This is a genomic window from Sphingomonas sp. BL-S-28, assembly GCF_055521515.1.
Map to the genome: position 1 here is coordinate 768670 of NZ_CM145483.1, position 22407 is coordinate 791076.

Consider the following 22407-nt stretch of genomic DNA (forward strand, 5'->3'; position numbering starts at 1 on the left):
CATCCATGCAATTCGCGTTCACCGAAGATCAGCAGACCATCACCGATGCCGCGCGCACCATGCTGGTGGAGTGCTGCACACCCGCGGACTTGCGCCGCCAACTTGCCGAGGGCGCGGCAATGGACGCGGCGCGCTGGGCGACGATCTGCGAAATGGGCTTGCCCGGCATCTGCGCGCCCGAAACGGCGGGCGGTCTGGGGCTGGGAATGGTCGATCTGATCGGCATTGCCGAGGCGGCAGGCTATGTCGGTCTACCGGAACCATTGATCGAACTCGCCGGTGTGGCCGTGCCGCTGCTCGCCTCGCTGGAAGACGATCGCGGCTGGCTGGCACGCGCGGCGGCGGGCTCCGTCGTTGCCGTGGGCCATCCCGCCAATCCCTTCGTGGCCGATGCCGACAGTGCCGAGGCCCTGCTATTAGGCCATGGCGAGGAAGTCCATCTTGTCGAAGCCAGCCAGGTACGGCTGACGCGCGAGGAAAGCTTCGACCCGTTCCGCCGGCTGTTCCGTGTAGACTGGGCGCCCTCTGCGGCCACGCACGTCGGCCATGGCTGGGGCCTCACGGCCGAGCGCGGGGCGCTGCTGGCGGCTGCGCAACTTGTCGGCATCGGCCAGCGCGCCATCGACATGGCCGTCGCCTATGCCCGAGACCGTCAGCAGTTCGGCAAGCCGATCGGCAGCTATCAGGCCGTGAAGCACCTTGCCGCCAACGCCCAGGTCGCCGTCGAATTCGCGCGCCCGGTGGTCCACGCCGCTGCCGCCGAACTGGAACTGGATAGCCTCGCCTCGCGCGCGCGGGTCGCCCATGCCAAGATCGTCGCGGCGGAGGCGGCAGACCTTGCCACCCGCAATGCCGTGCAGATCCACGGCGCCATGGGCATTACCTGGGAAGTGGACCTGCACTTCTTCGTCAAGCGTGCGCTTGCCCTGCGCTTCGCTTGGGGCACCGGGGCCGAGCACATGGAAACCGTGATAGCCCGCATGACCGGCCTGCCCACCGGCCCCGACGCGACATTCGCCAGCGAATTATCCGAGGCATGATCGCGCCTTAGGGCACAGGCGCCCCGGATCAGTTCCGGGACGCCGCCACCGCGTGTCTTGCAGCGATATAGCCGAACACGAACGAAGGCCCCACGCTCGATCCCGCGCCGGGATAGAACCGCCCCATGACCGAGGCGGTGGAAACGCCCGTGGCATAGAGCCCCTCTATCACCGACCCGTCCTCGCGCAGCACGCACCCATCCACATCCGTCACCACGCCGCCAAAGGTGCCGACATCGCCCGGCACCACCGGCGCGGCATAGAACGGCCCCTTTTCGATCGTGCCTAGCGTGTTCGACGGCTTGTGATAGTGATCGCCAAGCCACTCGTCGTAAGCCCGCGCGCCGCGTCCGAACTCCTCGTCCCGTCCGGTGCGCGCCCCGGTATTGAAGCGTTCGACCGTCTCGCCGAACGTCGCCGCGTCTACGCCGATCTCCCCGGCGAGTTCGGCAAGGCTGTCCGCCCGCCTCAGATAGCCCGCATCGTACCATTCCTGCGGCTTCTTCGCCCCCGGCATCGTGCCCGAGAACATGTATTGCCGCATGTGCTGCTCATCGACGATCCACCAGCTCGGGATGGCCGGGACGCTGCGATTGCGCTCCCGCATCCCGTTGCAGAACGCCATGTAGGAGCCTCCCTCATTCATGTAGCGCCGGCCGGACTGGTCGACGAGGATCGAGTGCGGCTTGGCGATGTTCATCTGCCCGGATACGCCGCCGAGATCGACGCCGTTGCCATCGCGGTTCTCGCGCCCCGGCGGGATCGACATCTGGTTGCCCACGCATTCGCGCATCTGCCCGGTGGCTGCGCCCAGGACCATCATTGCCCGGATCATCTCTCCGGTGTCGCCCGGCGCGGTGGCAGTCCACCGCGCCGAAGTATCGGGCATGTACTGGTCGCGCATCGCCTGATTTTGCGCAAAGCCGCCTGCATTGACGAGCACGCCCAGTCGCGCCCCGATCCGCTTCTCTCCCGCTTCGGTGCGCACCACCACGCCGGTCACGCGCCCGCCCTCGATCACGAATTCGGCCACCGCGCTGTTCGTTCGCACATCCACGCCCGCCCGCAGCGATGCCTGCAGCATCCGCCCTTGCAGGGCCCCGCCCGCCGTCGTCCACTGCTTGCCCGTCAGCTTCGCCAGCCCCACACGCAAGCCCACCTTGAGCATGGTGAGCTTGCCCTTCAGAGAGGACTTGAAGGTCGCCATCTCGAACCCTTCGGCGTGGTAGGCCGGCACCGCCATGAAGTTCGGTCGCAACCGCGCCTTCCACTCGCCCAGTTCGTTGAGGTTGAACAGGTCCGCCAGCACCGTGCGCCCGGGCACCGAACCGCCGGGCCGCTCGTCGTAGTAGTCCGGCCAGGACGGTGCGCGGCGCAGGCGGATTCCCTGCTCCACCAGAAAGTCGACCATGTGCGGCGCCTCCCGCACATAGGCTTCGCGCCGCAAACGCGTGGTGCCCGGCGCATCGTCGGACGTGCCGGCAGTCGCCTCCATATAGGCCACCGCATCCTCGAAACTGTCGGCAACTCCGGCCTGCTTCATGAAGCGGTTGCCTGGAATCCACATGACCCCGCCCGATCGCGAGGTCGTCCCGCCGACGAGGTCGGTCTTCTCCAGCACCACGACCGACTTGTCTTCCGCGCGCATGACCAGCGCCGCGCACATCGATCCGCCCCCGCTGCCCACTACGACGAAATCGAAACTCTCATCGAACCCGTTCGCGTCCATCGCCTGCTCCTCTGCCCCGTTTGCGGGTTTTGGCAGGCAGTTGAATTCAGAAATGCTCTCCGTGCAATCTATTATAGTCACGAAGCGATCGGCATCGTGCCACCGAACACCGACGTTGAGACACAAACGGATTTTCCTGACCCGCGGCGCGACCCGAGGGCAAGCTAAGCAATCGAGCGCAGGAATGTCCCGCGATCGACTTTCCCTGAGGCGGTTCGCGGCAGCGACTGCGTCGTTACTTCCACCTCGCGCGGCACTTTGTAGATCGCCAGATGCGCGCGGCAGTGGGCCTTCAGCGCCTCACCATCCAGATCGGCACCCGGGCGGGCCACGGCGTGGAGCACCAGTCGCTCACCCAGCCGCACATCGGGGCGGCCATAGGCGATGGCCTCCAGAACGCCCGGCAGAGTCACCGCAACCCGCTCGACCTCGGCGCAATAGATGTTCTCGCCGCCGGAAATGACCATGTTCTTCTTGCGATCGACGATGGTGTAGATGCCGTTGCCGTCCACCGTCGCGATGTCGCCAGAGGCCAGCCAGCCGTCCTGCAGCGCCTCGGCCGTCGCAGCCGGATCGCCGACATAGCCGTTCATCAGCATCGGGCTGGACAGCCAGAGTTCGCCGGGCTCGCCCGGTGCAGGTTCCGAACCGTCGTCGCGGCGCAGTTGCACTTTCACGGTCGGCGCCGCCCAGCCGCAGGCGGCGGGGTGCTGGAGATAGATGTCGCCGCTGATCGCGCAAGTCCAGGCGCTGCCCTCCGTCTGGCCATAGCCGTTGGAGAGCTGGCAATGCGGCATCCGCTGCCGGATCTGCTCAACCAGCCGCAAGTCCAGCGGCGCCGCGCCATTGACCATGTAGCGCACATTGGCGAGCAGTTCGGGCGTGGCGCGCGGACTGGCGAACATGTCGAAGATCATCGCCGAAACGAAGGAAAGCCGCGTCATCCCAACGTTTTCGATCATGTCGAACGCGACTTCGGCGTTCCATTTGCCAAGGATGTGGATGGTGGTGCCAAGGCTGATCGCGCGCAGCACCGGCATGATCCCGGACAGGTGGAACATCGGCCCCAGGATCACCGCAGGCGTGCGCATCGATTGCTGATGCTCCGGCAGCGCCTCTCCGCTTTCCTCCTCGTACCGCACGTCCTGCAAGGTGCCCATGAAGCAGGCAAGCGAGACCGAATGCGCCAGCGCGCCATGGCTGAGCAGCGCACCCTTGGGAAAACCGGTGGTGCCGGACGTGAAAAGGATGATCGCGCCCTCTTCGGGTGCCATGTCCAGGGGCTGGAACGTCACACCGGCGCGCGGCGCGGACAGAGCATTGAAATCGGCATCCCGGCCCGGCCGCAAGGGCACGCGTGGCGCCCCAATAACCACGCGCGGCCACAGTGGGTCCGGCGCGGCGGCGCTGATCACATCGTCCCGCTCGGCATCCAGAATGGCAAGGCGGCAATCGACTTGCTTCATCGCCCGCAACATCTCCTCGGCCACGCCGCGGCTGTTGACCAGCGCGGCGATCCCGCCCAGCGCGGTGATCGCAAGCGTGGCGATGACCCATTCGGCGCGGTTGCCGGTGACGACGGCCACCACGGTGCCCCGCTCCACTCCGAAATCGTCGTGCAGGGCCTGCGCCAAAGCAGCAGCGCGGGCGAAACCCTCTTCATACGTGATCCGAAGGTTGCCCTGCACGATCATCGGCCGTTCGCCGTAGGCCATGCCCTGCCTGTACAGCCCCGCAAGATTGCGCGGCGCGCCGTGGAACACCTGATGCTGCTGCCCGCCGATCTCCACGGTATCGAGTTCGAAGCGCTTGCCCGGCCCGATCAGCCGTTCGACCAGGGGATCGCGCCGATTGCCAAGCCAGGGCGCGCCCGTCCGGATATCTGCCTCGATCACGCCCCTCTCCCTTCATCCGCATTTTGCGCCGAGTATGAGACGGGCGCGAAGGTGCTTGCAGTGAATTGCATTATTACAATACGTCTTGCGCAATTCTCATCCGGCAGGCAACCCCGACGACAAAGACAACGGCGGAGCGATAGCCGGAGCAGCGGGAGGGGAATGGCATGAAAGCAATCCACTGCAACGGCGTGGCCAAGCCGTGAAACTCGGGTTGGACCTTGGCTATAGCGGCGCCCGGATCGCGCTGCCGATCGACCGTATCCGGCTGGCGGAGGAACTGGGCTTCGATTCCGTCTGGACCGCCGAATCCTACGGATCGGATGCGTTCAGCCCGCTGGCCTGGATCGCCGGACAAACCCGCAAAATCCGCCTTGGCACCGGCGTTGCCCAGCTTGCCGCGCGCACGCCCGCAGCCTGCGCCATGACGGCGCAGACGATCGAGGAACTGGCCGGGCGGGGGCGAATGATCCTGGGCCTCGGCGTCTCCGGGCCGCAGATCGTCGAAGGATGGTATGGCCAACCCTGGGGAAAGCCGGCCACGCGCCTACGCGATTATGTCGCGATCCTGCGCAAGGTCTGGCACCGGGAGGAGCCCGTCACCCACGATGGCCGGGAAATCGAACTGCCCTACGCAGGCCCCGATGCAACCGGCCTTGCCAAGCCGCTGCGCAGCATTCTGCACGGCAATCCGGACATTCCGATCCTGCTCGGCACTTCCACGCCCGGCAATATCCGCCTCACCGGCGAAATCGCCGACGGTTGGCTGTCGATGCACGTCACCCCGGACACCGCGCGCGCCAAGTTCGCCTTGCTGGAGGAAGGACTGGCGCGGCGCGGGGATGGGCGACGGCTAGGCGATCTGGAACGCGTGGGTAACGCGCGACTGGTCCTGACGAACGACATCCGCGCCGCCCTCGACGCGGCGCGCCCCGCAATTGCGCTCTATGTCGGCGGCATGGGCGCGGCGCAGAAGAACTTCCACAAGGATGCCATGGCGGAGCGCGGCTATGCCGCAGAGGCCGAACGCATCGCCGAACTCTATCGCGCCAGGCACAAGGACGAAGCCATTGCCGCCGTCCCCGACGAATATATCGACGATGCCTCCCTGATCGGCCCGGAAGCGCGCATCGCCGAACGCTTCGCACGCTGGCGCGGTGCCGGCTTCACGCTGCTGCGGCTGATTGACCCGGACCGCCCGGCGATGGAGGCCATCGCCCGGATCGCGGCGAAAAGCAGCGGCTAGACGGTTCCCACACCGGTAACCGGCGAACCCACCGCGCCCGGCAGTCGTAGCGGCGGCGCGGTGAACAGGAAGCGGCTGCGGCCATGCGCACGCAGCCAGTCGGCAAGGTCGGACAGCAGGAAGAATTCGCCGAGCGGAATGCCCAGCTTGAACAGGCAGAGATGATGCAGCGGCACGCGAATGCCGTGCGGATCCTGCCGCTGGAAATCCGGAGAGACTTCGACTGCCTCGTTATCCGAAACCAGCGCCGCCACGCCGCTATCGTCGATCCAGCGCAGCAGGCGCTCGTCGAAACCGTCGAGCCCGGCGCAATCGTGCGGATCGAGCAGGATCGACGGATCGCGATACTGCTCCAGCAGCCGCCTGTCGAAGCCGGTGCGCAGACACAGCACATCGCCCGGCTCCACGCAGACGTCGTCCTGCTCCATGATGCGCATCAGTGCTTCGTAGCCCACCGCCACGCGCCCGGGCCTGACATGGGCGGCAAGGTCCACCATCACCCCGCGCGCTTGCAGGGCCGTCTCCGCGATCCGCTCTATCCCCAGCGCCTGCGCGCCTTCGCGACCCTCTATCGGGCTGCGTCCGTGAACGTAGTCGAACGGCCCGCATACATCCCGGCCCGCGCGAAAGCCGTTGTAATAGGTCACATCCGCCCCCTCGCCCGCATCGAACAGGCAGCCCATGTGGCAGAGCGCATCCCACTGCGTGGAGTATTGCAGGCTGAGCGTGGCGCGATCGTCGCAGACCGTCTCCTTCATGCCCGGAAAGGCGCGGTCGTAGGGATAGTTCACGACCGGGTCCTCCCCGCGCATCGACCACGCCATCTGCGGCGGGAAACGGCGCGGGTTGAACTGCTGGCGCGGACAATCGAGCGGCAGCGAAAGGCAGAACGCCAACCCTTCGCGCACTTCGGCGGCAGCGGCGCGGCGGCGTTCGGGCGTGATCAGGTTGAGCCTGCCGATCTGGTCGTCCGGCCCGAACTCGCCCCAGTTGGAGCCTTCCGGGCGAACCTGCCAGCGATCCGTCACGTCCGCGCTCATCGCCCCAACTCCATGGCAATCGTGGGCACGATCAAGCCACCTTGTCCTAGGAAGCGGCCTACAAACGGGGCAGAAACATACTCAAAGGGAGACAGAGCTTGGCACGCTTCACCTACACGATCCTTTCGCGCGCGCATCCGGGACGGGAGGACGAATTCGTCGCCTGGTATCGGACTCGCCACCTTGTCGACGTGGTGCGCATGCCGGGCGTCGTATCCGGCAAGCTGTTCCGGCTGGACTTCCAGCGCGTCTACGATCTCGACGCGCCGCAATGGACGCTGATGACGATCTACGAACTGGAAGGCGACGATCCCGCGCCGATCATCGACTCGATCCGCGCGGCTGCTGGCAGCGATGGCATGCCGATGAACGATGCGCTGTCCAAGGCCGGTATGATCCAGGCCGCCGGCCATCTGCTCGCTGCTGAGGAAAGCGTGCAACCGGCCTGATTTTTCGCCTTTTTCCATCGAGCACCCTCCCCGTCCCTCCTGCGATGCGCGCCGTTCATCGGTCGTGCCGACGATGCATTGCACTCGCTTCAAAAAGGAAATTCACACAGCCCGTTTCATTTTGCTAGACCCTCTCCGACAGGCCGCACCCGCGATGTGGGAAGACGGCAAGGCGACGGCAGCAAGGGAGACGAGAGCATGGCCGAGGACACCGCTGCAAGGCTGGCGCACGTGCCGCACCGGGTTACCAATCCCGAACTGATCCCGGCCGAACGCTATTACGATGAAGCCTTCTTCCAACTGGAGAAGGAACGCCTCTGGCCCCACGTCTGGCAGATGGCCTGCCGGCTGGAAGAAATCCCCGAAGTAGGCGATTTCACCGAGTACACGATCCTCGACCGCTCGGTGATCGTCGTGAACACCAAGAACGGCATCAAGGCATTCCACAATGCCTGCCGCCATCGCGGCGTGCGGCTGGCCACCGGACCGGGGAACTGCGCGAAGACCGGATTCATCTGCCCGTTCCACGGCTGGCGATGGAATGCGGAAGGGGAGAACACTTTCGTGTTCGGCCGCCAGATCTTCTCCGAAGAACTGCTGGACCATGCAGAGATCGATCTGGCGCCCTGCCGGGTCGAGACATGGGGCGGCTGTGCCTTCATCAATTTCGACGACGATGCCCCCTCGCTGCGTGAAAGCCTGGGGCCCGTGGTGGAGCGGCTGGACGCGCGCCATATCGATCGGCTGAAGATGGACTGGTGGTATGCCACCGTGCTGCCCACCAACTGGAAGCTGGCGATGGAGGCTTTCCAGGAAGGCTATCACGTCATGCGGACGCACCCGCAGCTTCACGAACTGTCGATCGGCATGCCTTGGGGCGAGGATGCCGCCGGAATGCTGCCCAACCGCAACCTCTCCCCGCGAGAGACGGTGAACCTGCAGGTCGAATTCATGAAGCGGCTGAGTTCGGGCATGGCCGGCATGGTCCACGAAACCGAAGTGGCCGTGATCGAAAAACTGCGCGATATCGAAGTGCCGGACGATACCATGGGCGCGCTGATCGCCTTCTACACCAAGGCGCGCGAGGAGATCACCCGCGACGGGTTGGAACGCGGCGCCCCGATGTTCGATGTTGCCAAAGTCAGCGCCGAGACGCCGGCCAGCGATGTGGAATACATGTTCCCGCACTTCTTCGTGCTGCCGATGTTCGCGGCGATGAGCGCCTATCGCATCCGGCCGCTGACGGCGGAAACCTGCTACTTCGAGATCTGGTCACTGGCCCTGCGTCCCGAAGGCGAGGAATACGATACGCCGAAGCATCCCACCGTATTGCCCTACGATTCCGACCAGTTCCCGGAGATCCCGCAGCAGGACTATGCCAACCTGCCGCTTCAGCAGCAGGGACTGCACGCCGGAAAGTTCGCCGCAATGCGCCTGTCGAAGCAGAACGAGGGGATGATCAGCAACTACCAGCGGCTGGTGGACGGCTACCTTGCCGGGCTTGATCCGCAAGTGCTGGCGCAGGCCTCTCGCACGGTCAACAGCGGATACAATTGCCCGGTGCTCGATATCGGGTTCTAGTTCACTTCGAGATCATGCGGCCCCCGGAAACTCCCGGGGGCCGCCTTTCTTTGCTTCAAGCCGCTTCCGAATGGCGCGAGAACATCGCAATCACGTCGCCGGACGTCACCGGGCGCTGCACTTCGCCTGCCGCCAGCGGCGCGGCACCGCCCGCCACCGACTTTACCGACGTATCGACGCCTTTGGCCCGCGCCTGCGCCCGCAGCGCGCCCACCGTGTAGTTCTCACGCGGGCCATGGCCGAACAGATCGAACTTGTAATCGCGCATGGCATTGAGGTGGGTGATCTTGTCGATCTGCGCGTCGGACAAGTGCTGGACAGACTTCCACAGCACTTCCGGTGCATTCGGCCAGGGCGTGTCGGAATGCGGATAATCCACCTCGTAACACACCGAATCCTCGCCGATCAGGTCCAGATTCCGCAGGCCATAGGCATCGTCGATGAAGCAGCTTGAGAAGTGCTTGCGGAACACCTCGCTGGGCTTCTGCCCCTTGAAGTAGCTGTCCGAATGGGTCCAGGCGCGGTGCTGCTCATTCGAGTAATCGGCACGTTCGAGCAGATAGGGAATCCAGCCGATACCGCTTTCCGACAGCGCGATGCGCATGTCCGGATAGCGGGCCAAGGCCGCAAGGTTGAGCCAGTCGGCCGCGCCGAAGGCGACTGCCATCGGCATCGTCGCGATGTTCACCTCAATCGGGGATTCCATCGACGGATGGGGGGAGACGTTGCCCACGCCGATGTGCAGGCAGATCGTCGTGCCGCAATCGGTCACCGCCTTCCAGAACGGCTCCCAGAAGTCGCTGTGGACGCTGGGAAGGCCGCGCTTGGTGGGGTTGTCGTTGAAGGAGACCGCGTGGCAACCCTTGTCCGCCAGACGGCGCACTTCCGCCGCCATCAGGTCTGCATCCTAGAGCGGCAGGATGCCGCAGGGGATGAAGCGATCCGGCGCCGTGCCGCACCACTCGTCGACATGCCAGTCGTTATAGGCGCGCAGATGCGTGAGCGACTGCGCCTTGTCCGGTGCATGAGTGAACAGGCTGCCATCGATCCCGGCGAAGCTGGGAAAGTTGAGCGAGGCGGCGATGCCGTTCACGTCCATGTCGTCGACCCGCGCCCGCGCGTCCCAGCACCCCTTGCGCAGCTGATCGAGCGAAGTCGGCTCCATGCCATATTCCTCGCGTGGGCGGCCGACCACGGCATTGAGCGCGACGGAGGGGATCTTCATCCCCTGATATTCCCAGTAATTGGTGCCGTCCGCCTTCTCCCGCAGCTTGGGCGCTGTGGCAAGCGCGTCTCCGGAAAGCTGGTTGTCGTAGATGTCGCCCGGTTCGGTGATGTGATCGTCAACGCTGACGAGCACCATGTCTTCCATCTTCATCTGCGCTTCTCCCAATCGTTCATGTTTCATGCGCCGCCGCGGCAAGCGGCGGAAAATCGGCTTCGCGGTCGGCCATCGGGCCAGGATGATCGCCGGTGAAATCGCGGTCGGCATCGGGCATTCGCGCAGAAGTCCGGGCGATGTCCGGCTGGAAATTGAAGCAACTGCCCTGCGGGAAATGCGTGGCGGAAAGCCCCTCCGGAATATCCATCGTGCGGCCATTGGCGACGATCGCCGCCCAGCGCAGCACGCGCATCGCTTCCGCCATGCCCCGCTCCTGCGCGGCAATCACATCGCCGAGATCGCGCAGCGCCCGGCCGGCAAGCGCTGCAGGCTGGACCAGCTCCATCCCCGCCAGCGTCCAGTCGAGCAGCAATGTTCCATTGCGCCAGAGCCGGACGCGGCGCTGGCCGGAAGGCTCCACATCGCCGCAATGCACGTCATAGGCGATGGCTGCGCTCTCCGTGTCTGCATGCGCGGCGGCGAAGACGGCCAGATCGTGCAGATGGGTACAATTCGTCGCCCGCTCACCCCGCCGTGCACAATCGGCCAGCGGCGTGCCCACGAACGTCTCGCGGATACGCGCCATCGCACCGGGGCAGCCCGTCCATGGCGCGCGCTTCATTGCACTCTCCACCCCGGTGACGACGCCGCCCGCATGGATCAGCGAGACGACCATGCGGTGATAGTCGTCCTCCAGTTCCGCCGTGACTTTGCCCGGTCCGGGCTCGATCAGGATGCGCCGCCGATAGCCGGGGCCGTCGATAGGGGAAGGAACCGCCATGCGCTCAGTCCCAGCGGATCGGCAGCGAGTCGATGGCGATGATGTTGCCCGCGTGGAACTTCGCGGGCCGATCGGGATCGAGCCGGAATTCGGGCAGCCGCGCCAGCATCTGCTCGTAGATCACCTGAAGCTCGATGCGCGCCAGATGCGAGCCGAGGCAGCGATGCGGGCCGACGCCGAAAGCGATGTGGACGTTGTTCTCCCGCTCCATGTCGAAGACTTCGGGATTGGCGAATTCGCCCGGGTCGAGATCGGCCCCGGGCAGGAACAACACCAGCCGCTCGTCACGCTTCAGCGCGACTCCGGTGAATTCCACATCGCGGGCAACGCGGCGCATCGGCACGGTAAAAGTATAGCGGCGCAGCAATTCCTCCGCCGCCTCAACAACGCGGGAAGGATCGGCGCGCAGTTCTGCCTGGAATTCGGGATGCGTGGCCAAATGGCGGATGCCGTAACCCATGCCGTTGATCACCGTATCCAGCCCGGCGATGAACAGCAGCACGCCGAAGTCTTCCATCAGTTCGAACGTCATCGGCTTGCCGTCGATCTCCGACGCCCAGAGCAGGCTGAACAGATCGTCCTGCGGATCGGTGCGGCGCGCCTCGATCTCATCCTTCATGGCATCGGCCACCTTGCGCATGCGCAAGATCGGGTCGAGCGGGGTGGCCGGCGGCGCCAGGAATTCGTGCACGAGCGCGCGGAATTCCGCCAATCGCTCAAGCGGCAACCCCAACATCTTCAGGAACACCTGCACCGGCAGCGGCTCTGCGATCGCCTCGATAAAGTCGCAGTGCCCATGATCGATCACCGCATCGATCAGCGAATTGGCCAGCGCGCGAATCTCCTCCTTGCGCTTCATCATCGCACGCGGAGAAAACGCCGCCTGCAAAGGCTGGCGGTAGATCGTATGCTGCGGCGGATCGAGATTGATCGGCGTCGGCAGCGGAATGTGCTTGATATGCGCGGGCAGCATCGGCCGCGCCATCTCGATCATCGCGGCGGGGACCAGTTCGCTGGAAAATGCCTCGGTATCGCGCGAAGCCTCGTAGACCGCCTTGTGCCCTGCAGCGACCCAGTGGCCACCGTTGCGCGGCGTCCAGAACAGCGGCGGCGCATCGCGAACGATCTCGCGCACGCGTTCGTGCGGATCGATCAGCAGCGCGGGATCGAGATACATGTCGAAGTCGTACACCGCCTCTTCGGGCACGTGGTCGGGCCGGGGAGCCAGCGGGCTCAACGTCGCCATCAGGTCTTCTCCTCGATAGGTCTGGCCGCGTGGGCGGACCATTTCCGCTTGTTCCCACGCCTCGCCGCGATTAATAGAAAGCACCTGATGCAATTCCTAGCGATCATGTGCATGTAAGCCGCACAAAAGCGGGATTTTCCGCAAGGATCGTGGGGACGATTTGGGCGAGATGGCGTTGATCGCGGCGCCCTTCGCGGCACAAGATCGCGCCGGAACAAGGCCGCCTCCAAACAGGCGGCACGGCCAGGGAGCAAGGACGATGGACAAGAAATCGGACGGGCAGGAACAGGCGCCTACACCGGCTGGCGCGGGCGGCTTCCAGATCTTCAAGGCCAAGAACGCGCCCGATCTGATGGAGGCGAAGTGCATGACGGTGGAACCCTTCACCGCCATCCAGCGCGCAGGCATGGACAGCGTCGTCGCCGCCGGGTTCATGGAGGGGGACGACGTGCGCGTACTGGTAGACCTGCCAGGTTTCAGCCTTACCCACGTCTGGTTCAAGGAGGGCTATCCGCTGCCGCTCCACAGCCACGACGTCGATTGCCTTTACTATATCATCGCCGGCTCGATCCGCCTTGGCACTGAAGTGCTGGGCCCGCGCGACAGCTTCTTCGTGCCAGCCTCCGTCCCCTATACTTACAAGCCCGGGCCGCAGGGCGTGGAATTGCTGGAAATCCGCCATCAGGGCCACTTCAACTTCGTGAACCACGCGAAGGGCGAAAGCTTCTGGGAAAAGGCGGCAGCGCAAGTGGCCGAACGGCGCGAGGCGTGGAAGTCCGCCGAACGCCCGCGGCTGAACTGACACCGACAGGAAGATCCAAGCCATGAGCGAAGCGCTGGTCCGCTACGAAATCCCTGCCCCCGGCGTCGCGCGCATCGTGCTGGACCGGGCCGACAAGCACAATGCCATCAACCCGCAGATGATATTCGAGGTCAACGCCGCGTTCGATCGCGCGCTGGCCGACGACCTAGTGAAAGTGGTGATCCTTGCCGCCGACGGCCGCAATTTCTCGGCCGGGCATGACATTGCCGATACGGTCGAGAACTATCAGGCGGACATGCAGGAACGCTCCCCCCGCGTATCGACGTGGAGCGGGTTTCAGGAGCCGGCCACGCACGGCTGGTACGCTGCGGAGAAGGAAGGCTATCTGGAAAGTGCCCGGCGCTGGCGCAACTTGTCCAAACCCACGATCTGCGCGGTGCAGGGCAAGTGCATCGCCGGCGCCCTGATCTTCGCCTGGGTCTGCGACCTGATCGTCGCGGCGGACGATGCGCGGTTTTCCGATCCGGTGGTGACGTTCGGCGTTTCCGGCGTGGAATGGCTGGCCCATCCGTGGGAACTGGGCCCGCGAAAGGCCAAGGAGTTCCTGTTCACGTCCGACATGTGGGACGCGGCCGAGGCGCATCGGCTGGGCATGGTGAACCACGTGGTGCCGCGCGCGGAACTGGAAGACTTCACGCTGAACATGGCCATCCGCATCGCGGCCAAGCCCGCCTTTGCCCTCAAACTGGCGAAGGAAGCGGTGAACAAGACGCTGGACATCCAGGGCCAGATGAATGCGATAGACCAAGCCTTCTCGCTCCATCACTTGTGCCACACGCAGAATTTCCGCGTACACGGCTGGGGCATGGACCCCACCCATGCCCCGGCACTGGCGACAGTGCCGAAGCAGCAGGCGGAATGATCAGCGGGCGGCGAAGCGCACGCCCGCGTCCAGCCGGATCGACTGTGCGTTCATGAAAGTGTTGCGGCACAGTTCGAGGGCGAGGCTGGCAAATTCCTCCGGCTCGCCCAGCCGGATCGGATAGGCGTTCATTGCCGCCAGCCGGTCGCGCATTTCCTGCGGCGCGCGGTTCATCATCGGGGTGGAGAAGACGCCGGGCAGCACGCTGTTGATGCGGATACCGAACCGGGACAGGTCCCGCGCGATCGGCAGCGTCATGCCCGAAATCGCGGCCTTGCCCGCGGCATAGGCCGCCTGCCCCGATTGCCCGTCCTGCGCGGCGACCGAGGATGTCGTCACTATCGCACCGCGCTCGCCATCGATCGGATCGAGCGCCGCGCAGCCTTGCGCAAAGCGCGTGATCGTCGCGAAAGTGCCGACGGCGTTGAGCATGACGAATTTCGCGAAATCGGCCGTGGGGAACAGGCTTATCTCGCCCGTCTCGCGATCCTTGCGGATCGTGGTCATGGCATTGCCGGTGCCCGCGCAGGAGATCAGGATCCGCTCCTGCCCTTGCGCCGCGCGCGCCTTGGCAAAGGCTTCGTCAAGGCTGTCGTCCGAAAGCACATCGGCGCGGCAGAACACCGCACCGGTCTGCGCAGCCGCCTCGGCGCCCACGTCTTCGTTGATGTCGAAGATGGCGACTTTGGCACCGGCCGCCCGCAGCGCCTTGACGCTGGCCAGCGCCAGCCCTGAAGCGCCACCGGTGACCACGGCCGAGATGGTGGAATCGATCCTCATCGTCTGTTCCCCTCCTGCCCACGCCACGAAATGAGAGTATCGTGGCTGCGGAATAGCCTAGGCGATATTGCAAATGACGCGAGTCATTGCAAACAAGGCAGGGAAGCTTCGTCCGCGCGATCCCGCGACGGACACACCTGAGAAAGTGCGTTCATGCCCGATCTAACCGGCCGCACATGCCTGATCACCGGCGCCTCGTCCGGCCTTGGCGCGCATTTCGCCGCAAGGTTGGCCGAGGCCGGTGCCCGGGTCGTTCTGGCAGCACGCAGGCTGGATCGGGTAGAGGCGCTGGCAAGCGATCTCAGGGCCCATGGAAGCTCCGCGCTGGCAGTGGCGATGGACGTTACCGACGAGGGCTCCACCATGGCCGCTTTCGAGCGTGCCGCGCAGGAACTCGGCCCCATCGATACCGTGATCGCCAATGCCGGCGTCTCCGCGCCCGGCCGCGCGACCGAAACGCCCGAAGCCAAGGCCCGCGCGGTGCTCGATACCAATGTGCTGGGCTGCCTGCTCACCGCGCGCGAAGGCGCCCGGCGCATGATCGCGGCGGGCAGCCGTGAGAGCGGGCGCGGCAGGATCGTGCTGATCGGCTCCATCACCGCCGAAATGACCGGACAGGGCGAGACGATCTATTCCGCCAGCAAGGCCGCCGTGGCGCATCTCGGCCGCAATCTGGCGCGCGAATGGGTGCGGCAGGGGATCAACGTGAACGTGATCCAGCCCGGCTATATCCGCACGGAGCTTTCCGGCGAGTGGTTCGATACCGATGCCGGCAAGGCGCAAGTCGCCGGTTTTCACCGTAAGCGCCTGCAGCCGATCGGGTCGCTCGACTGGCCGCTGCTCTATCTCTGTTCCGACGCTTCGGCCCAGACGACCGGGGCCGTTCTCACCATCGACGACGGACAAGCACTGTGACCCATTCCGCCGAAGCCACCGCCCTCGCCGCCCGTGTAAAGGCTTTCGTCCGCGACCGGATCGTGCCTTACGAAAGCGATCCGCGCCGCGATCACCACGGCGCACCGACCGATGAACTGGTCATGGAAATGCGCGAACACGCCCGCGCCACCGGCGTGCTCACCCCGCATATCCGCGCCGATGGCAGCCACCTTTCGCAGCGCGACACCGCGCTGGTGCTTATCCGCAGCGGCCTCTCCCCGCTCGGCCCGCTTGCCTGCAACACGATGGCGCCGGACGAGGGAAACATGTTCCTGATCGGCAAAGTCGGCTCGGCCGAACACAAGCGGCGCTTCCTTGATCCGCTGGTTGCCGGACAGTGCCGCTCCGCCTTCTTCATGACCGAACCCGCCGAGTGGCAGGGCGCTGGCTCCGACCCTTCGATGATGAAGACCACCTGCCGCCGTGAGGGCGACGAATGGGTGATCGAGGGGCGCAAATGCTTCATCACCGGCGCGCAGGGCGCGCGCGTGGGGATCGTCATGGCCCGCTCAGATGAGGGCGCCTGCATGTTCCTTGTCGACTTGCCCGACCCGGCGATCCGCATCGAAAACGTGCCCAACACTATCGACAGCTCCATGCCCGGCGGACACGCGACCATCACGATAGATGGCCTGCGCGTGCCGGCCAGCCAGATGCTGGGCGAACCCGGCGAAGGCTTTCGCTACGCGCAAGTGCGCCTTGCCCCCGCCCGCCTTTCGCATTGCATGCGCTGGTTGGGCGCATGTCTGCGCGCGCAGGAGATCGCCACCGACTATGCCTGCCGCCGACAGGCCTTCGGCAAGACCTTGATCGAGCACGAAGGCGTCGGCTTCCTCCTCGCCGAAAACCGCATCCTGCTGAAACAGTGCGAAGTGATGATCGACTGGTGCGCCGACGTGCTCGACAGCGGCGCGCCGGGCACGCAGGAAAGCTCCATGGCCAAAGTCTCGGTGAGCGAGGCGCTGATGAAAATCGCCGACAATTGCGTGCAGGTGATGGGCGGCAGCGGCGTGACCGGCACCTCCATCGTCGAGCAGGTGTTCCGCGAGATCCGCGCCTTCCGCATCTACGACGGCCCCACCGAAGTCCACAAATGGAGCCTTGCCAAAGCGATCCGCCGCGAATGGCGCGAGGCGCAGGAACCGGCATGAACGATCTGGCTGACGCCAATTCGGGCACCACAGCGATCCGCGCCGGGTACGAGATCGACGTCCCTGCACTGGCGCGCTGGATGGTGGCCAATGTCGCCGGGTTTGCGGGGCCGCTCACGGTCGAACAGTTCAGGGGCGGGCAGTCGAACCCGACCTACAAGCTGCGGGCGGAATCGGGGAACTACGTCCTGCGACGCAAGCCACCCGGTCCGATCCTCAAAGGCGCGCACGCGGTGGACCGGGAGGCGCGGGTACAGGCGGCGCTGCACGCGGCCGGCTTTCCGGTCGCACGGATTCACGGCCTCTGCCTTGACGAGAATGTGATCAGCACGGCCTTCTATGTGATGGACATGGTGGAGGGACGCATCTTCTGGGATGCCGCCCTGCCCGCCATGAACGCCAACGAGCGCGGCGAAATCTACGACGCGATGAACGCGACCATCGCGCAATTGCACCAGTACGTTCCGGAAGCACTGGGCCTTGGCGACTATGGCAAGCCCGGCAACTATTTCGGCCGGCAAGTCGCCCGCTGGTCCCGGCAATACCGCGAAGACGAAGCGGCCGGACGCGATCCGGCCATGGACGCAGTGATCACATGGCTGGAAGCGAACATGCCCGCCGACGATGGCGAAGCCCGCGTGATCCACGGCGACTTCCGCATCGACAACATGATCTTCCACCCCGCCCAGCCGCGCGTGCTTGCCGTGCTGGATTGGGAGCTATCGACGCTGGGCCACCCGCTGGCGGACTTTGCCTATCACACGATGATGTACCGGATGCCTCCGCATATTGTCGCAGGCCTTGCGGGCGCGGAAATCGGCGCGCTGGGCATTCCGGCGGAGGCGGATTACGTCGCGGCCTACTGCGCGCGCACCGGACGGCAAAACCTGCCCGACTACCGCTACTACATGGCCTTCAACCTGTTCCGCCTTGCCGCCATCTTCCACGGCATCCGCGGCCGCGTTCTGCGCGGCACCGCCGCCAATGCGCAGGCGCGCGAACGGGCAGAGGCATTTCCGGAACTTGCCCGACTGGCGCTTGCCGCCACGGAGGAATAGGCTTCGTAACGATCTGGGCAATCAAGGGGAGAAACCGGCATGTCCATCGAGATCAGGATACTGGCATGGGGCTGCCTATTGCTGCTCGTCCACATCTTCACTGCCGCACATTTCAAGACGAAGCAGTACGGCCCGAAGTGGAACATGGGTGCGCGGGACGAAGCCCTGCCACCGCTGCAGCCTGTGGCCGGGCGACTGGTGCGCGCGCAGGCGAACTTTCTGGAGACGTTTCCCATCGCCATAGTCGCGCTGCTGGGCGTGGTCATCGCCGGACGGACCAGCGGGCACACCGCGCTGGGCGGCTGGATCTGGCTGGGCGCACGCGCAGTCTACCTGCCGCTATACGGCTTCGGCGTTCCGGGCGTGCGCACGCTGGTCTTTCTTGCCAGCCTTGTCGGGCTGGGCATGGTCATCTGGCCGCTGCTGGCGGGGTAGCGACCTCCAGAAGCGGCGGCGTACCCGCGCCGATCTTCTGCATGTTCACGCGGGTGTGGGCGATCTTCCAGCCGGCATCGGTACGCACCAGCCGGCGGAAGTACCAACCCATGTTCCAGGCGGCATCCTCGCTGCCGATGAACAGGTAGTTCTGCACCGTCTCGGCACTGTCGCCGTCGATCGCGATCCGCATCGGGCCGCCGATATGAACCCCGTGCGGCGCCTGCGAGAGCATGGCCGACAGTTCCTCGCGCCCGTTTAGCGTCCTACGGAACACCTCGTAAGTCGTATCGGGCGTGAACAGCTCCAGCCAGTCCTCGAAACGATCGACTTCCAGCCGCAGGCAATATTCATCGAGCACCGCGCGGACCGCCAGTTCGTCCGCCAGCTTTTGCAGACCATCCATCAGCCCCGTCTCCCTATCTTGCTTTCGCAGGACTATGATCCCGCGCCCGCCGATTATGCAACGCCTCAATGGCATAACATCGTAAAGGTCGCCCCCACGCTACCGCAACCCCCGCGGAAAAGCGCAATTGACGAATGCGCCTCCATCGTTGCAATAATCCGTAAACGCGCCCGCGTGGGCGGCGGATCGAGAGGATAGCCGCGCTTGTACATCGCCGAATTCGCCCGCACCCAGCCCGACAAGATCGCCGCGATCCGCCCGGCCACGGGGGAGACACGCAGCTATCGCGAACTGGAGCACCGCTCCTGCCGGATTGCGCAGTACCTCCATGCTCGCGGCCTGCGTCATGGCGACCATGTGGCGGCCTTCATGGAAAACTCGCTGGTGTTCTTCGACGTGCTGGCCGCCTGCATGCGATCGGGCTTCCACTTCACACCGATCAACCGCTATTTGCCCGCCGCAGAAGCGGCCTACATCGTCAACGACTGCGACGCCCACGCCCTGTTCGCGTCCGCAAGGCTCGAAACCTCGGAGGAACTGGGAAGGCTGACCGCACGTTGCCCGGTCAAGCTCTCCATCGGCGGCGCGCTGGACGGTTTTGACGAGTTGGAAAGCGCAATGGCAGAGGCACCGGCCGAACCGCTGGATGAGGAATGGTTGGGCACATTCATGCTCTATTCCTCCGGCACCACCGGCAAACCCAAGGGCATCAAGCGCGCCCTGCCGCGCGTTTCGGCGCGCGACGGCAATCCCCACATGAAAGCGACCGCCGCTGCTTACGGAATGGACGCCGGCACCGTCTATCTATGCCCCGCCCCGCTCTACCATTCCGCCCCGGCCGGCTATACCGCCGCCGCCATCCAGGCCGGCGGCACGGTCGTACTGATGGACAAGTTCGATGCCGAAGAAGCGCTTTCGCTGATCGAGGCGCACCGCGTCACGCACGGCCTCTGGGTGCCGACCATGTTCGTCCGCATGCTGAAACTGCCACCCGAAACGCGCGCGCGCTTCGATCTTTCCAGCCTCTCCTGCGTGATCCATGCCGGGGCGCCCTGCCCGGTGGAGGTCAAGCGCCGGATGATCGACTGGTGGGGCCCGGTGATCGAGGAGTTCTATTCCTCCACCGAAACCGCCGGCTTCGCCCGCATCACCAGTGCCGAATGGCTGGCCCATCCCGGCTCCGTCGGCCGCTCGCAAGGGCGCCCGTTCCACATCTGCGATGAGCAGGGGGATGAGTTACCCGTGGGCGACCCCGGCCTGATCTACGCCGAAATGCCCGAAGGCGGCCGCGTCAGCTATTACAAGGATGAAGGCAAGACCGGCAGCGCCGTCCATCCGCGCCATGGCGACTGGATGACGGTGGGCGACATCGGTTATCTCGATGCCGAAGGCTACCTCTACCTCACCGATCGCAAGGCGTTCATGATCATCTCCGGGGGGGTGAACATCTACCCCCAGCAGATCGAGGATGCGCTGGCGCTCCACCCCAAAGTCGCCGACGTTGCCGTGATCGGCGTGCCGAACGAGGATCTGGGCGAAGAAGTGAAGGCGATCGTCGAACCGGCCGCCGGCTACCCGCCCTCACCCGCGCTGGCGGAGGAAATCCTCGCCTTCGTGCGCGACAGACTGGGCCGGCAGATGACGCCGCGCAGCGTCGATTTCATCGCCGAGATGCCGCGCCTGCCTACCGGGAAGCTATACAAAGCGGGATTGCGGGCGAAGTACTGGGATCAGGCCGTCGCGGCTGCTTCCACCAGTTCGTAATCCTCGAAACGGGGGCGCGCCATCGCTTCCAGGAAATAGGCGTAACTCCATGGCCAGACTTGCGGCGCGCCACTGGCGTCGAGATACCAGCTGCTGCATCCGGAAGCGAAGACCGTTCCTCTGGCCGCTTCCGCCCTGCGCCGCTCGTAGTCTTCCAGCGCGGCCATGCTCGGCGCGATCCCGGCGCAGCGACCTTGCCGCACCGGCTCCAGCACTTGCTGGAAATAGTCCCACTGCTTTTCGGCAATGTCGATCAAAGAGAAGTTGCCGACTGGCCCGGTCGGCCCGTTCAGCAGCGCCAGATTGGGAAATCCCGGCACGGTAACCGCGTAGTAGGCGCGTGCACGCTCGCGCCAGAGATCCTCGATATCGCGCCCGCCCTCCCCCTGCAGGCGCATCGGCCGCACGAAACGGTCGACGTGAAAGCCGGTTGCCAGCACCAGCACATCCAAAGCGTGGAAAGTGCCATCCGCAAGCCTGACGCCGTCCGGTTCCACGCGCGCGATAGCGCCGGTTTCCAACGTCACATCGGGATGCTGGATCGCCCGATAATAGCTGAAAGAATAGACCAGCCGCTTGCAGGCGACGCGATAGTCCGGCCGGAGTTTCGCGCGCAACACCGGATCGGCAACGCCCTCTTCCAGATTGCGCTCGACGATCGCCTGGATCTCCGCAAGCGCGGGGGAAGCCACGTCGATGATCGCAGATGTAAAGCGAGCGCGCCGGGCGCGGGCTTCGGGACCATTGCGCACATCCTCGATCAGCGCAGGATCGGCACGAAAGGCGGCGCGGTCCTCCTCGGAATAACGGGTATCCGGACAGGGCATGATCCACTGTGGGGTGCGCTGGAACTGCACGACATGCGCCGCGCGCCCTGCCAGTGCCGAAACGATCTGCACGCCGGTCGATCCATTGCCGATCACGCCAATGCGCTTGCCCTCCATCGGCACGGAATGATCCCAGCGTGCCGAATGGAAGCAGGGGCCGGCAAAGCGATCGATCCCCTCGATCGTGGGATATCGCGGATGGTGGAGCACGCCGGTCGCCGCCACCAGCACTTCGGCTGCATCGCGATAGCCGTCACGGGCGGAGACGTGCCAGCGGTCGCCCTGCCATTCACAGCCGTCGACCTCGCTGCCGAAGCGGACGTGGGAATAGACGTCATGACGCTGCGCCATGTCCTCGAAATAAGCGCGGATTTCCGAGCCCGGCGCGAAGTACGCACTCCATTCGGGGTTGGGCGCAAAGGAGTAAGTGTAGGAATGCGCCGGCACGTCGCAGGTGAGACCGGGATAAGTGTTCTCCCGCCAGGTACCGCCAACGCCTTGGCCTTTTTCGAGGATCACAAAATCCTCCTCGCCTGCCTGTTTCAGGCGAATTCCCGCCAGCAGACCCGCCATACCCGCGCCAATGATGATGTATCGCACGCGCACGCTCTCCCGCGTCGGCGGCTCGCAGAGTCGCAAGTCCGGCAATTATTGTATTGCATGTGATTCGTAACAAACTCGAAACTGGGATAGAAGCCACCGAAAATGCGGGTTATGCGGAGCTTTTCCGCCATTTTTCCGGCCCCACGATACAATGCACTACGGCTGGCCGCACATTCCATCGCTCACGTATTCTTCCCATTAACGCTGCGGAGGGAACGCCCCGGCTCCGGCGCATCCGCCTGCAAGGCAGACGTACGCGTTGCCCATGGCCGCATTGTCGAGAGCGGGGAGCCCTACGCCGCCCAGAAGGGCGGCGTATCGAGTTCTACGACTGTGGTTGCGGGGACTATCTGGCCGATCCGGACATTATGCTT

General features: G+C 65.0%; 21 protein-coding genes. 11 read left to right on the forward strand and 10 right to left on the reverse strand.

Annotation, left to right across the window (positions count from 1 at the left end; genetic code table 11):
• Positions 1-5: 5 nt before the first annotated feature.
• Positions 6-1040 (forward strand): acyl-CoA dehydrogenase family protein, encoded by a 1035-nt coding sequence (locus tag ACZ1JC_RS03250; protein WP_465139334.1) that lies wholly within the window; start codon positions 6-8, stop codon positions 1038-1040.
• Between the two features lie 28 nt (positions 1041-1068).
• Here ACZ1JC_RS03250 and ACZ1JC_RS03255 read toward each other — a convergent pair whose 3' ends face one another.
• Positions 1069-2769: an FAD-dependent oxidoreductase gene (locus tag ACZ1JC_RS03255; RefSeq protein WP_465139333.1), complete on the reverse strand. Its 1701-nt coding sequence runs from the start codon at positions 2767-2769 to the stop codon at positions 1069-1071.
• A gap of 164 nt (positions 2770-2933) precedes the next feature.
• Positions 2934-4664 carry a class I adenylate-forming enzyme family protein gene (locus ACZ1JC_RS03260; RefSeq protein ID WP_465139332.1) on the reverse strand — a complete coding sequence of 577 codons (1731 nt, stop codon included), beginning with the start codon at positions 4662-4664 and terminating at the stop codon, positions 2934-2936.
• A 202-nt stretch (positions 4665-4866) separates the two neighbouring features.
• Here ACZ1JC_RS03260 and ACZ1JC_RS03265 point away from each other — a divergent pair, with 202 nt between their 5' ends.
• Entirely contained in the window at positions 4867-5910 is a 1044-nt protein-coding gene (locus ACZ1JC_RS03265; RefSeq protein ID WP_465139331.1) for an LLM class F420-dependent oxidoreductase, read from the forward strand.
• Here the strand turns inward: ACZ1JC_RS03265 and ACZ1JC_RS03270 are convergent.
• Entirely contained in the window at positions 5907-6950 is a 1044-nt protein-coding gene (locus ACZ1JC_RS03270) for a cyclase family protein (protein WP_465139330.1), read from the reverse strand. The two genes, ACZ1JC_RS03265 and ACZ1JC_RS03270, sit on opposite strands and share 4 nt — an antisense overlap.
• Positions 6951-7048: 98 nt before the next feature.
• Here ACZ1JC_RS03270 and ACZ1JC_RS03275 point away from each other — a divergent pair, with 98 nt between their 5' ends.
• Positions 7049-7399 carry a hypothetical protein gene (locus ACZ1JC_RS03275; RefSeq protein ID WP_465139329.1) on the forward strand — a complete coding sequence of 117 codons (351 nt, stop codon included), beginning with the start codon at positions 7049-7051 and terminating at the stop codon, positions 7397-7399.
• A gap of 198 nt (positions 7400-7597) precedes the next feature.
• Positions 7598-8980, forward strand: coding sequence for an aromatic ring-hydroxylating oxygenase subunit alpha (locus ACZ1JC_RS03280; protein ID WP_465139328.1), 1383 nt, complete (start codon positions 7598-7600; stop codon positions 8978-8980).
• Between the two features lie 55 nt (positions 8981-9035).
• Here the strand turns inward: ACZ1JC_RS03280 and ACZ1JC_RS03285 are convergent, their stop codons facing one another.
• The 4 genes from ACZ1JC_RS03285 to ACZ1JC_RS03300 are packed head-to-tail and all read right to left on the reverse strand — an operon-like array spanning position 9036 to position 12388.
• A complete protein-coding gene (locus tag ACZ1JC_RS03285; RefSeq protein WP_465139327.1) occupies positions 9036-9875 on the reverse strand; it encodes an amidohydrolase family protein in 840 nt (279 codons plus the stop codon).
• Positions 9876-9887: 12 nt separating this feature from the next.
• Positions 9888-10358: a hypothetical protein gene (locus ACZ1JC_RS03290; protein ID WP_465139326.1), complete on the reverse strand. Its 471-nt coding sequence runs from the start codon at positions 10356-10358 to the stop codon at positions 9888-9890.
• Between the two features lie 19 nt (positions 10359-10377).
• Complete coding sequence (locus ACZ1JC_RS03295) at positions 10378-11142, reverse strand: DUF2889 domain-containing protein (RefSeq protein ID WP_465139325.1); 765 nt, start codon at positions 11140-11142, stop codon at positions 10378-10380.
• 4 nt (positions 11143-11146) lie between these two features.
• Positions 11147-12388: a cytochrome P450 gene (locus ACZ1JC_RS03300; RefSeq protein WP_465139324.1), complete on the reverse strand. Its 1242-nt coding sequence runs from the start codon at positions 12386-12388 to the stop codon at positions 11147-11149.
• 259 nt (positions 12389-12647) lie between these two features.
• Between ACZ1JC_RS03300 and ACZ1JC_RS03305 the strand changes: the two genes are divergently transcribed.
• Both ACZ1JC_RS03305 and ACZ1JC_RS03310 read left to right on the forward strand, forming a co-directional pair.
• Positions 12648-13190 carry a cupin domain-containing protein gene (locus ACZ1JC_RS03305; RefSeq protein ID WP_465139323.1) on the forward strand — a complete coding sequence of 181 codons (543 nt, stop codon included), beginning with the start codon at positions 12648-12650 and terminating at the stop codon, positions 13188-13190.
• A gap of 22 nt (positions 13191-13212) precedes the next feature.
• On the forward strand, positions 13213-14073 hold the full coding sequence (locus ACZ1JC_RS03310; RefSeq protein WP_465139322.1) for an enoyl-CoA hydratase: 861 nt from the start codon (positions 13213-13215) through the stop codon (positions 14071-14073).
• Here ACZ1JC_RS03310 and ACZ1JC_RS03315 read toward each other — a convergent pair whose 3' ends face one another.
• Positions 14074-14853, reverse strand: coding sequence for an SDR family oxidoreductase (locus ACZ1JC_RS03315; protein WP_465139321.1), 780 nt, complete (start codon positions 14851-14853; stop codon positions 14074-14076). It abuts the gene before it with no gap.
• A 153-nt stretch (positions 14854-15006) separates the two neighbouring features.
• Here ACZ1JC_RS03315 and ACZ1JC_RS03320 point away from each other — a divergent pair, with 153 nt between their 5' ends.
• Genes ACZ1JC_RS03320 through ACZ1JC_RS03335 form a run of 4 tightly spaced genes read left to right on the forward strand, consistent with a single transcriptional unit; the run spans position 15007 to position 18433 of the window.
• A complete protein-coding gene (locus ACZ1JC_RS03320) occupies positions 15007-15768 on the forward strand; it encodes an SDR family NAD(P)-dependent oxidoreductase (RefSeq protein WP_465139320.1) in 762 nt (253 codons plus the stop codon).
• Positions 15765-16940: an acyl-CoA dehydrogenase family protein gene (locus ACZ1JC_RS03325; RefSeq protein ID WP_465139319.1), complete on the forward strand. Its 1176-nt coding sequence runs from the start codon at positions 15765-15767 to the stop codon at positions 16938-16940. Before ACZ1JC_RS03320 ends, ACZ1JC_RS03325 begins: the two co-directional genes overlap by 4 nt.
• The gene (locus ACZ1JC_RS03330; RefSeq protein WP_465139318.1) at positions 16937-17998 is read left to right on the forward strand and encodes a phosphotransferase; all 1062 of its coding nucleotides are present in this window, start codon (positions 16937-16939) and stop codon (positions 17996-17998) included. The genes ACZ1JC_RS03325 and ACZ1JC_RS03330 overlap by 4 nt, the downstream gene beginning before the upstream one ends.
• Before the next feature lie 39 nt (positions 17999-18037).
• Positions 18038-18433, forward strand: a complete 396-nt coding sequence (locus ACZ1JC_RS03335; RefSeq protein ID WP_465139317.1) for an MAPEG family protein — start codon at positions 18038-18040, stop codon at positions 18431-18433.
• On the opposite strand, the gene ACZ1JC_RS03340 is transcribed toward ACZ1JC_RS03335, so the two are convergent.
• Positions 18408-18839, reverse strand: coding sequence for a nuclear transport factor 2 family protein (locus ACZ1JC_RS03340; RefSeq protein WP_465139316.1), 432 nt, complete (start codon positions 18837-18839; stop codon positions 18408-18410). The two genes, ACZ1JC_RS03335 and ACZ1JC_RS03340, sit on opposite strands and share 26 nt — an antisense overlap.
• Positions 18840-19043: 204 nt before the next feature.
• Here ACZ1JC_RS03340 and ACZ1JC_RS03345 point away from each other — a divergent pair, with 204 nt between their 5' ends.
• Positions 19044-20603 carry an acyl-CoA synthetase gene (locus tag ACZ1JC_RS03345; RefSeq protein ID WP_465139315.1) on the forward strand — a complete coding sequence of 520 codons (1560 nt, stop codon included), beginning with the start codon at positions 19044-19046 and terminating at the stop codon, positions 20601-20603.
• Here ACZ1JC_RS03345 and ACZ1JC_RS03350 read toward each other — a convergent pair.
• Positions 20570-22030 (reverse strand): flavin-containing monooxygenase, encoded by a 1461-nt coding sequence (locus ACZ1JC_RS03350; RefSeq protein WP_465139314.1) that lies wholly within the window; start codon positions 22028-22030, stop codon positions 20570-20572. The two genes, ACZ1JC_RS03345 and ACZ1JC_RS03350, sit on opposite strands and share 34 nt — an antisense overlap.
• Positions 22031-22407: the final 377 nt, after the last annotated feature.

Coding starts and splice junctions, on each gene's coding strand:
- ACZ1JC_RS03250 (WP_465139334.1), top strand. CDS start 6: ATGCAATTCGCGTTCACCGAAGATCAGCAGACCATCACCGATGCCGCG.
- ACZ1JC_RS03255 (WP_465139333.1), bottom strand. CDS start 2,769: ATGGACGCGAACGGGTTCGATGAGAGTTTCGATTTCGTCGTAGTGGGC.
- ACZ1JC_RS03270 (WP_465139330.1), bottom strand. CDS start 6,950: ATGAGCGCGGACGTGACGGATCGCTGGCAGGTTCGCCCGGAAGGCTCC.
- ACZ1JC_RS03280 (WP_465139328.1), top strand. CDS start 7,598: ATGGCCGAGGACACCGCTGCAAGGCTGGCGCACGTGCCGCACCGGGTT.
- ACZ1JC_RS03285 (WP_465139327.1), bottom strand. CDS start 9,875: ATGGCGGCGGAAGTGCGCCGTCTGGCGGACAAGGGTTGCCACGCGGTC.
- ACZ1JC_RS03290 (WP_465139326.1), bottom strand. CDS start 10,358: ATGAAGATGGAAGACATGGTGCTCGTCAGCGTTGACGATCACATCACC.
- ACZ1JC_RS03295 (WP_465139325.1), bottom strand. CDS start 11,142: ATGGCGGTTCCTTCCCCTATCGACGGCCCCGGCTATCGGCGGCGCATC.
- ACZ1JC_RS03300 (WP_465139324.1), bottom strand. CDS start 12,388: ATGGCGACGTTGAGCCCGCTGGCTCCCCGGCCCGACCACGTGCCCGAA.
- ACZ1JC_RS03305 (WP_465139323.1), top strand. CDS start 12,648: ATGGACAAGAAATCGGACGGGCAGGAACAGGCGCCTACACCGGCTGGC.
- ACZ1JC_RS03310 (WP_465139322.1), top strand. CDS start 13,213: ATGAGCGAAGCGCTGGTCCGCTACGAAATCCCTGCCCCCGGCGTCGCG.
- ACZ1JC_RS03315 (WP_465139321.1), bottom strand. CDS start 14,853: ATGAGGATCGATTCCACCATCTCGGCCGTGGTCACCGGTGGCGCTTCA.
- ACZ1JC_RS03320 (WP_465139320.1), top strand. CDS start 15,007: ATGCCCGATCTAACCGGCCGCACATGCCTGATCACCGGCGCCTCGTCC.
- ACZ1JC_RS03330 (WP_465139318.1), top strand. CDS start 16,937: ATGAACGATCTGGCTGACGCCAATTCGGGCACCACAGCGATCCGCGCC.
- ACZ1JC_RS03335 (WP_465139317.1), top strand. CDS start 18,038: ATGTCCATCGAGATCAGGATACTGGCATGGGGCTGCCTATTGCTGCTC.
- ACZ1JC_RS03340 (WP_465139316.1), bottom strand. CDS start 18,839: ATGGATGGTCTGCAAAAGCTGGCGGACGAACTGGCGGTCCGCGCGGTG.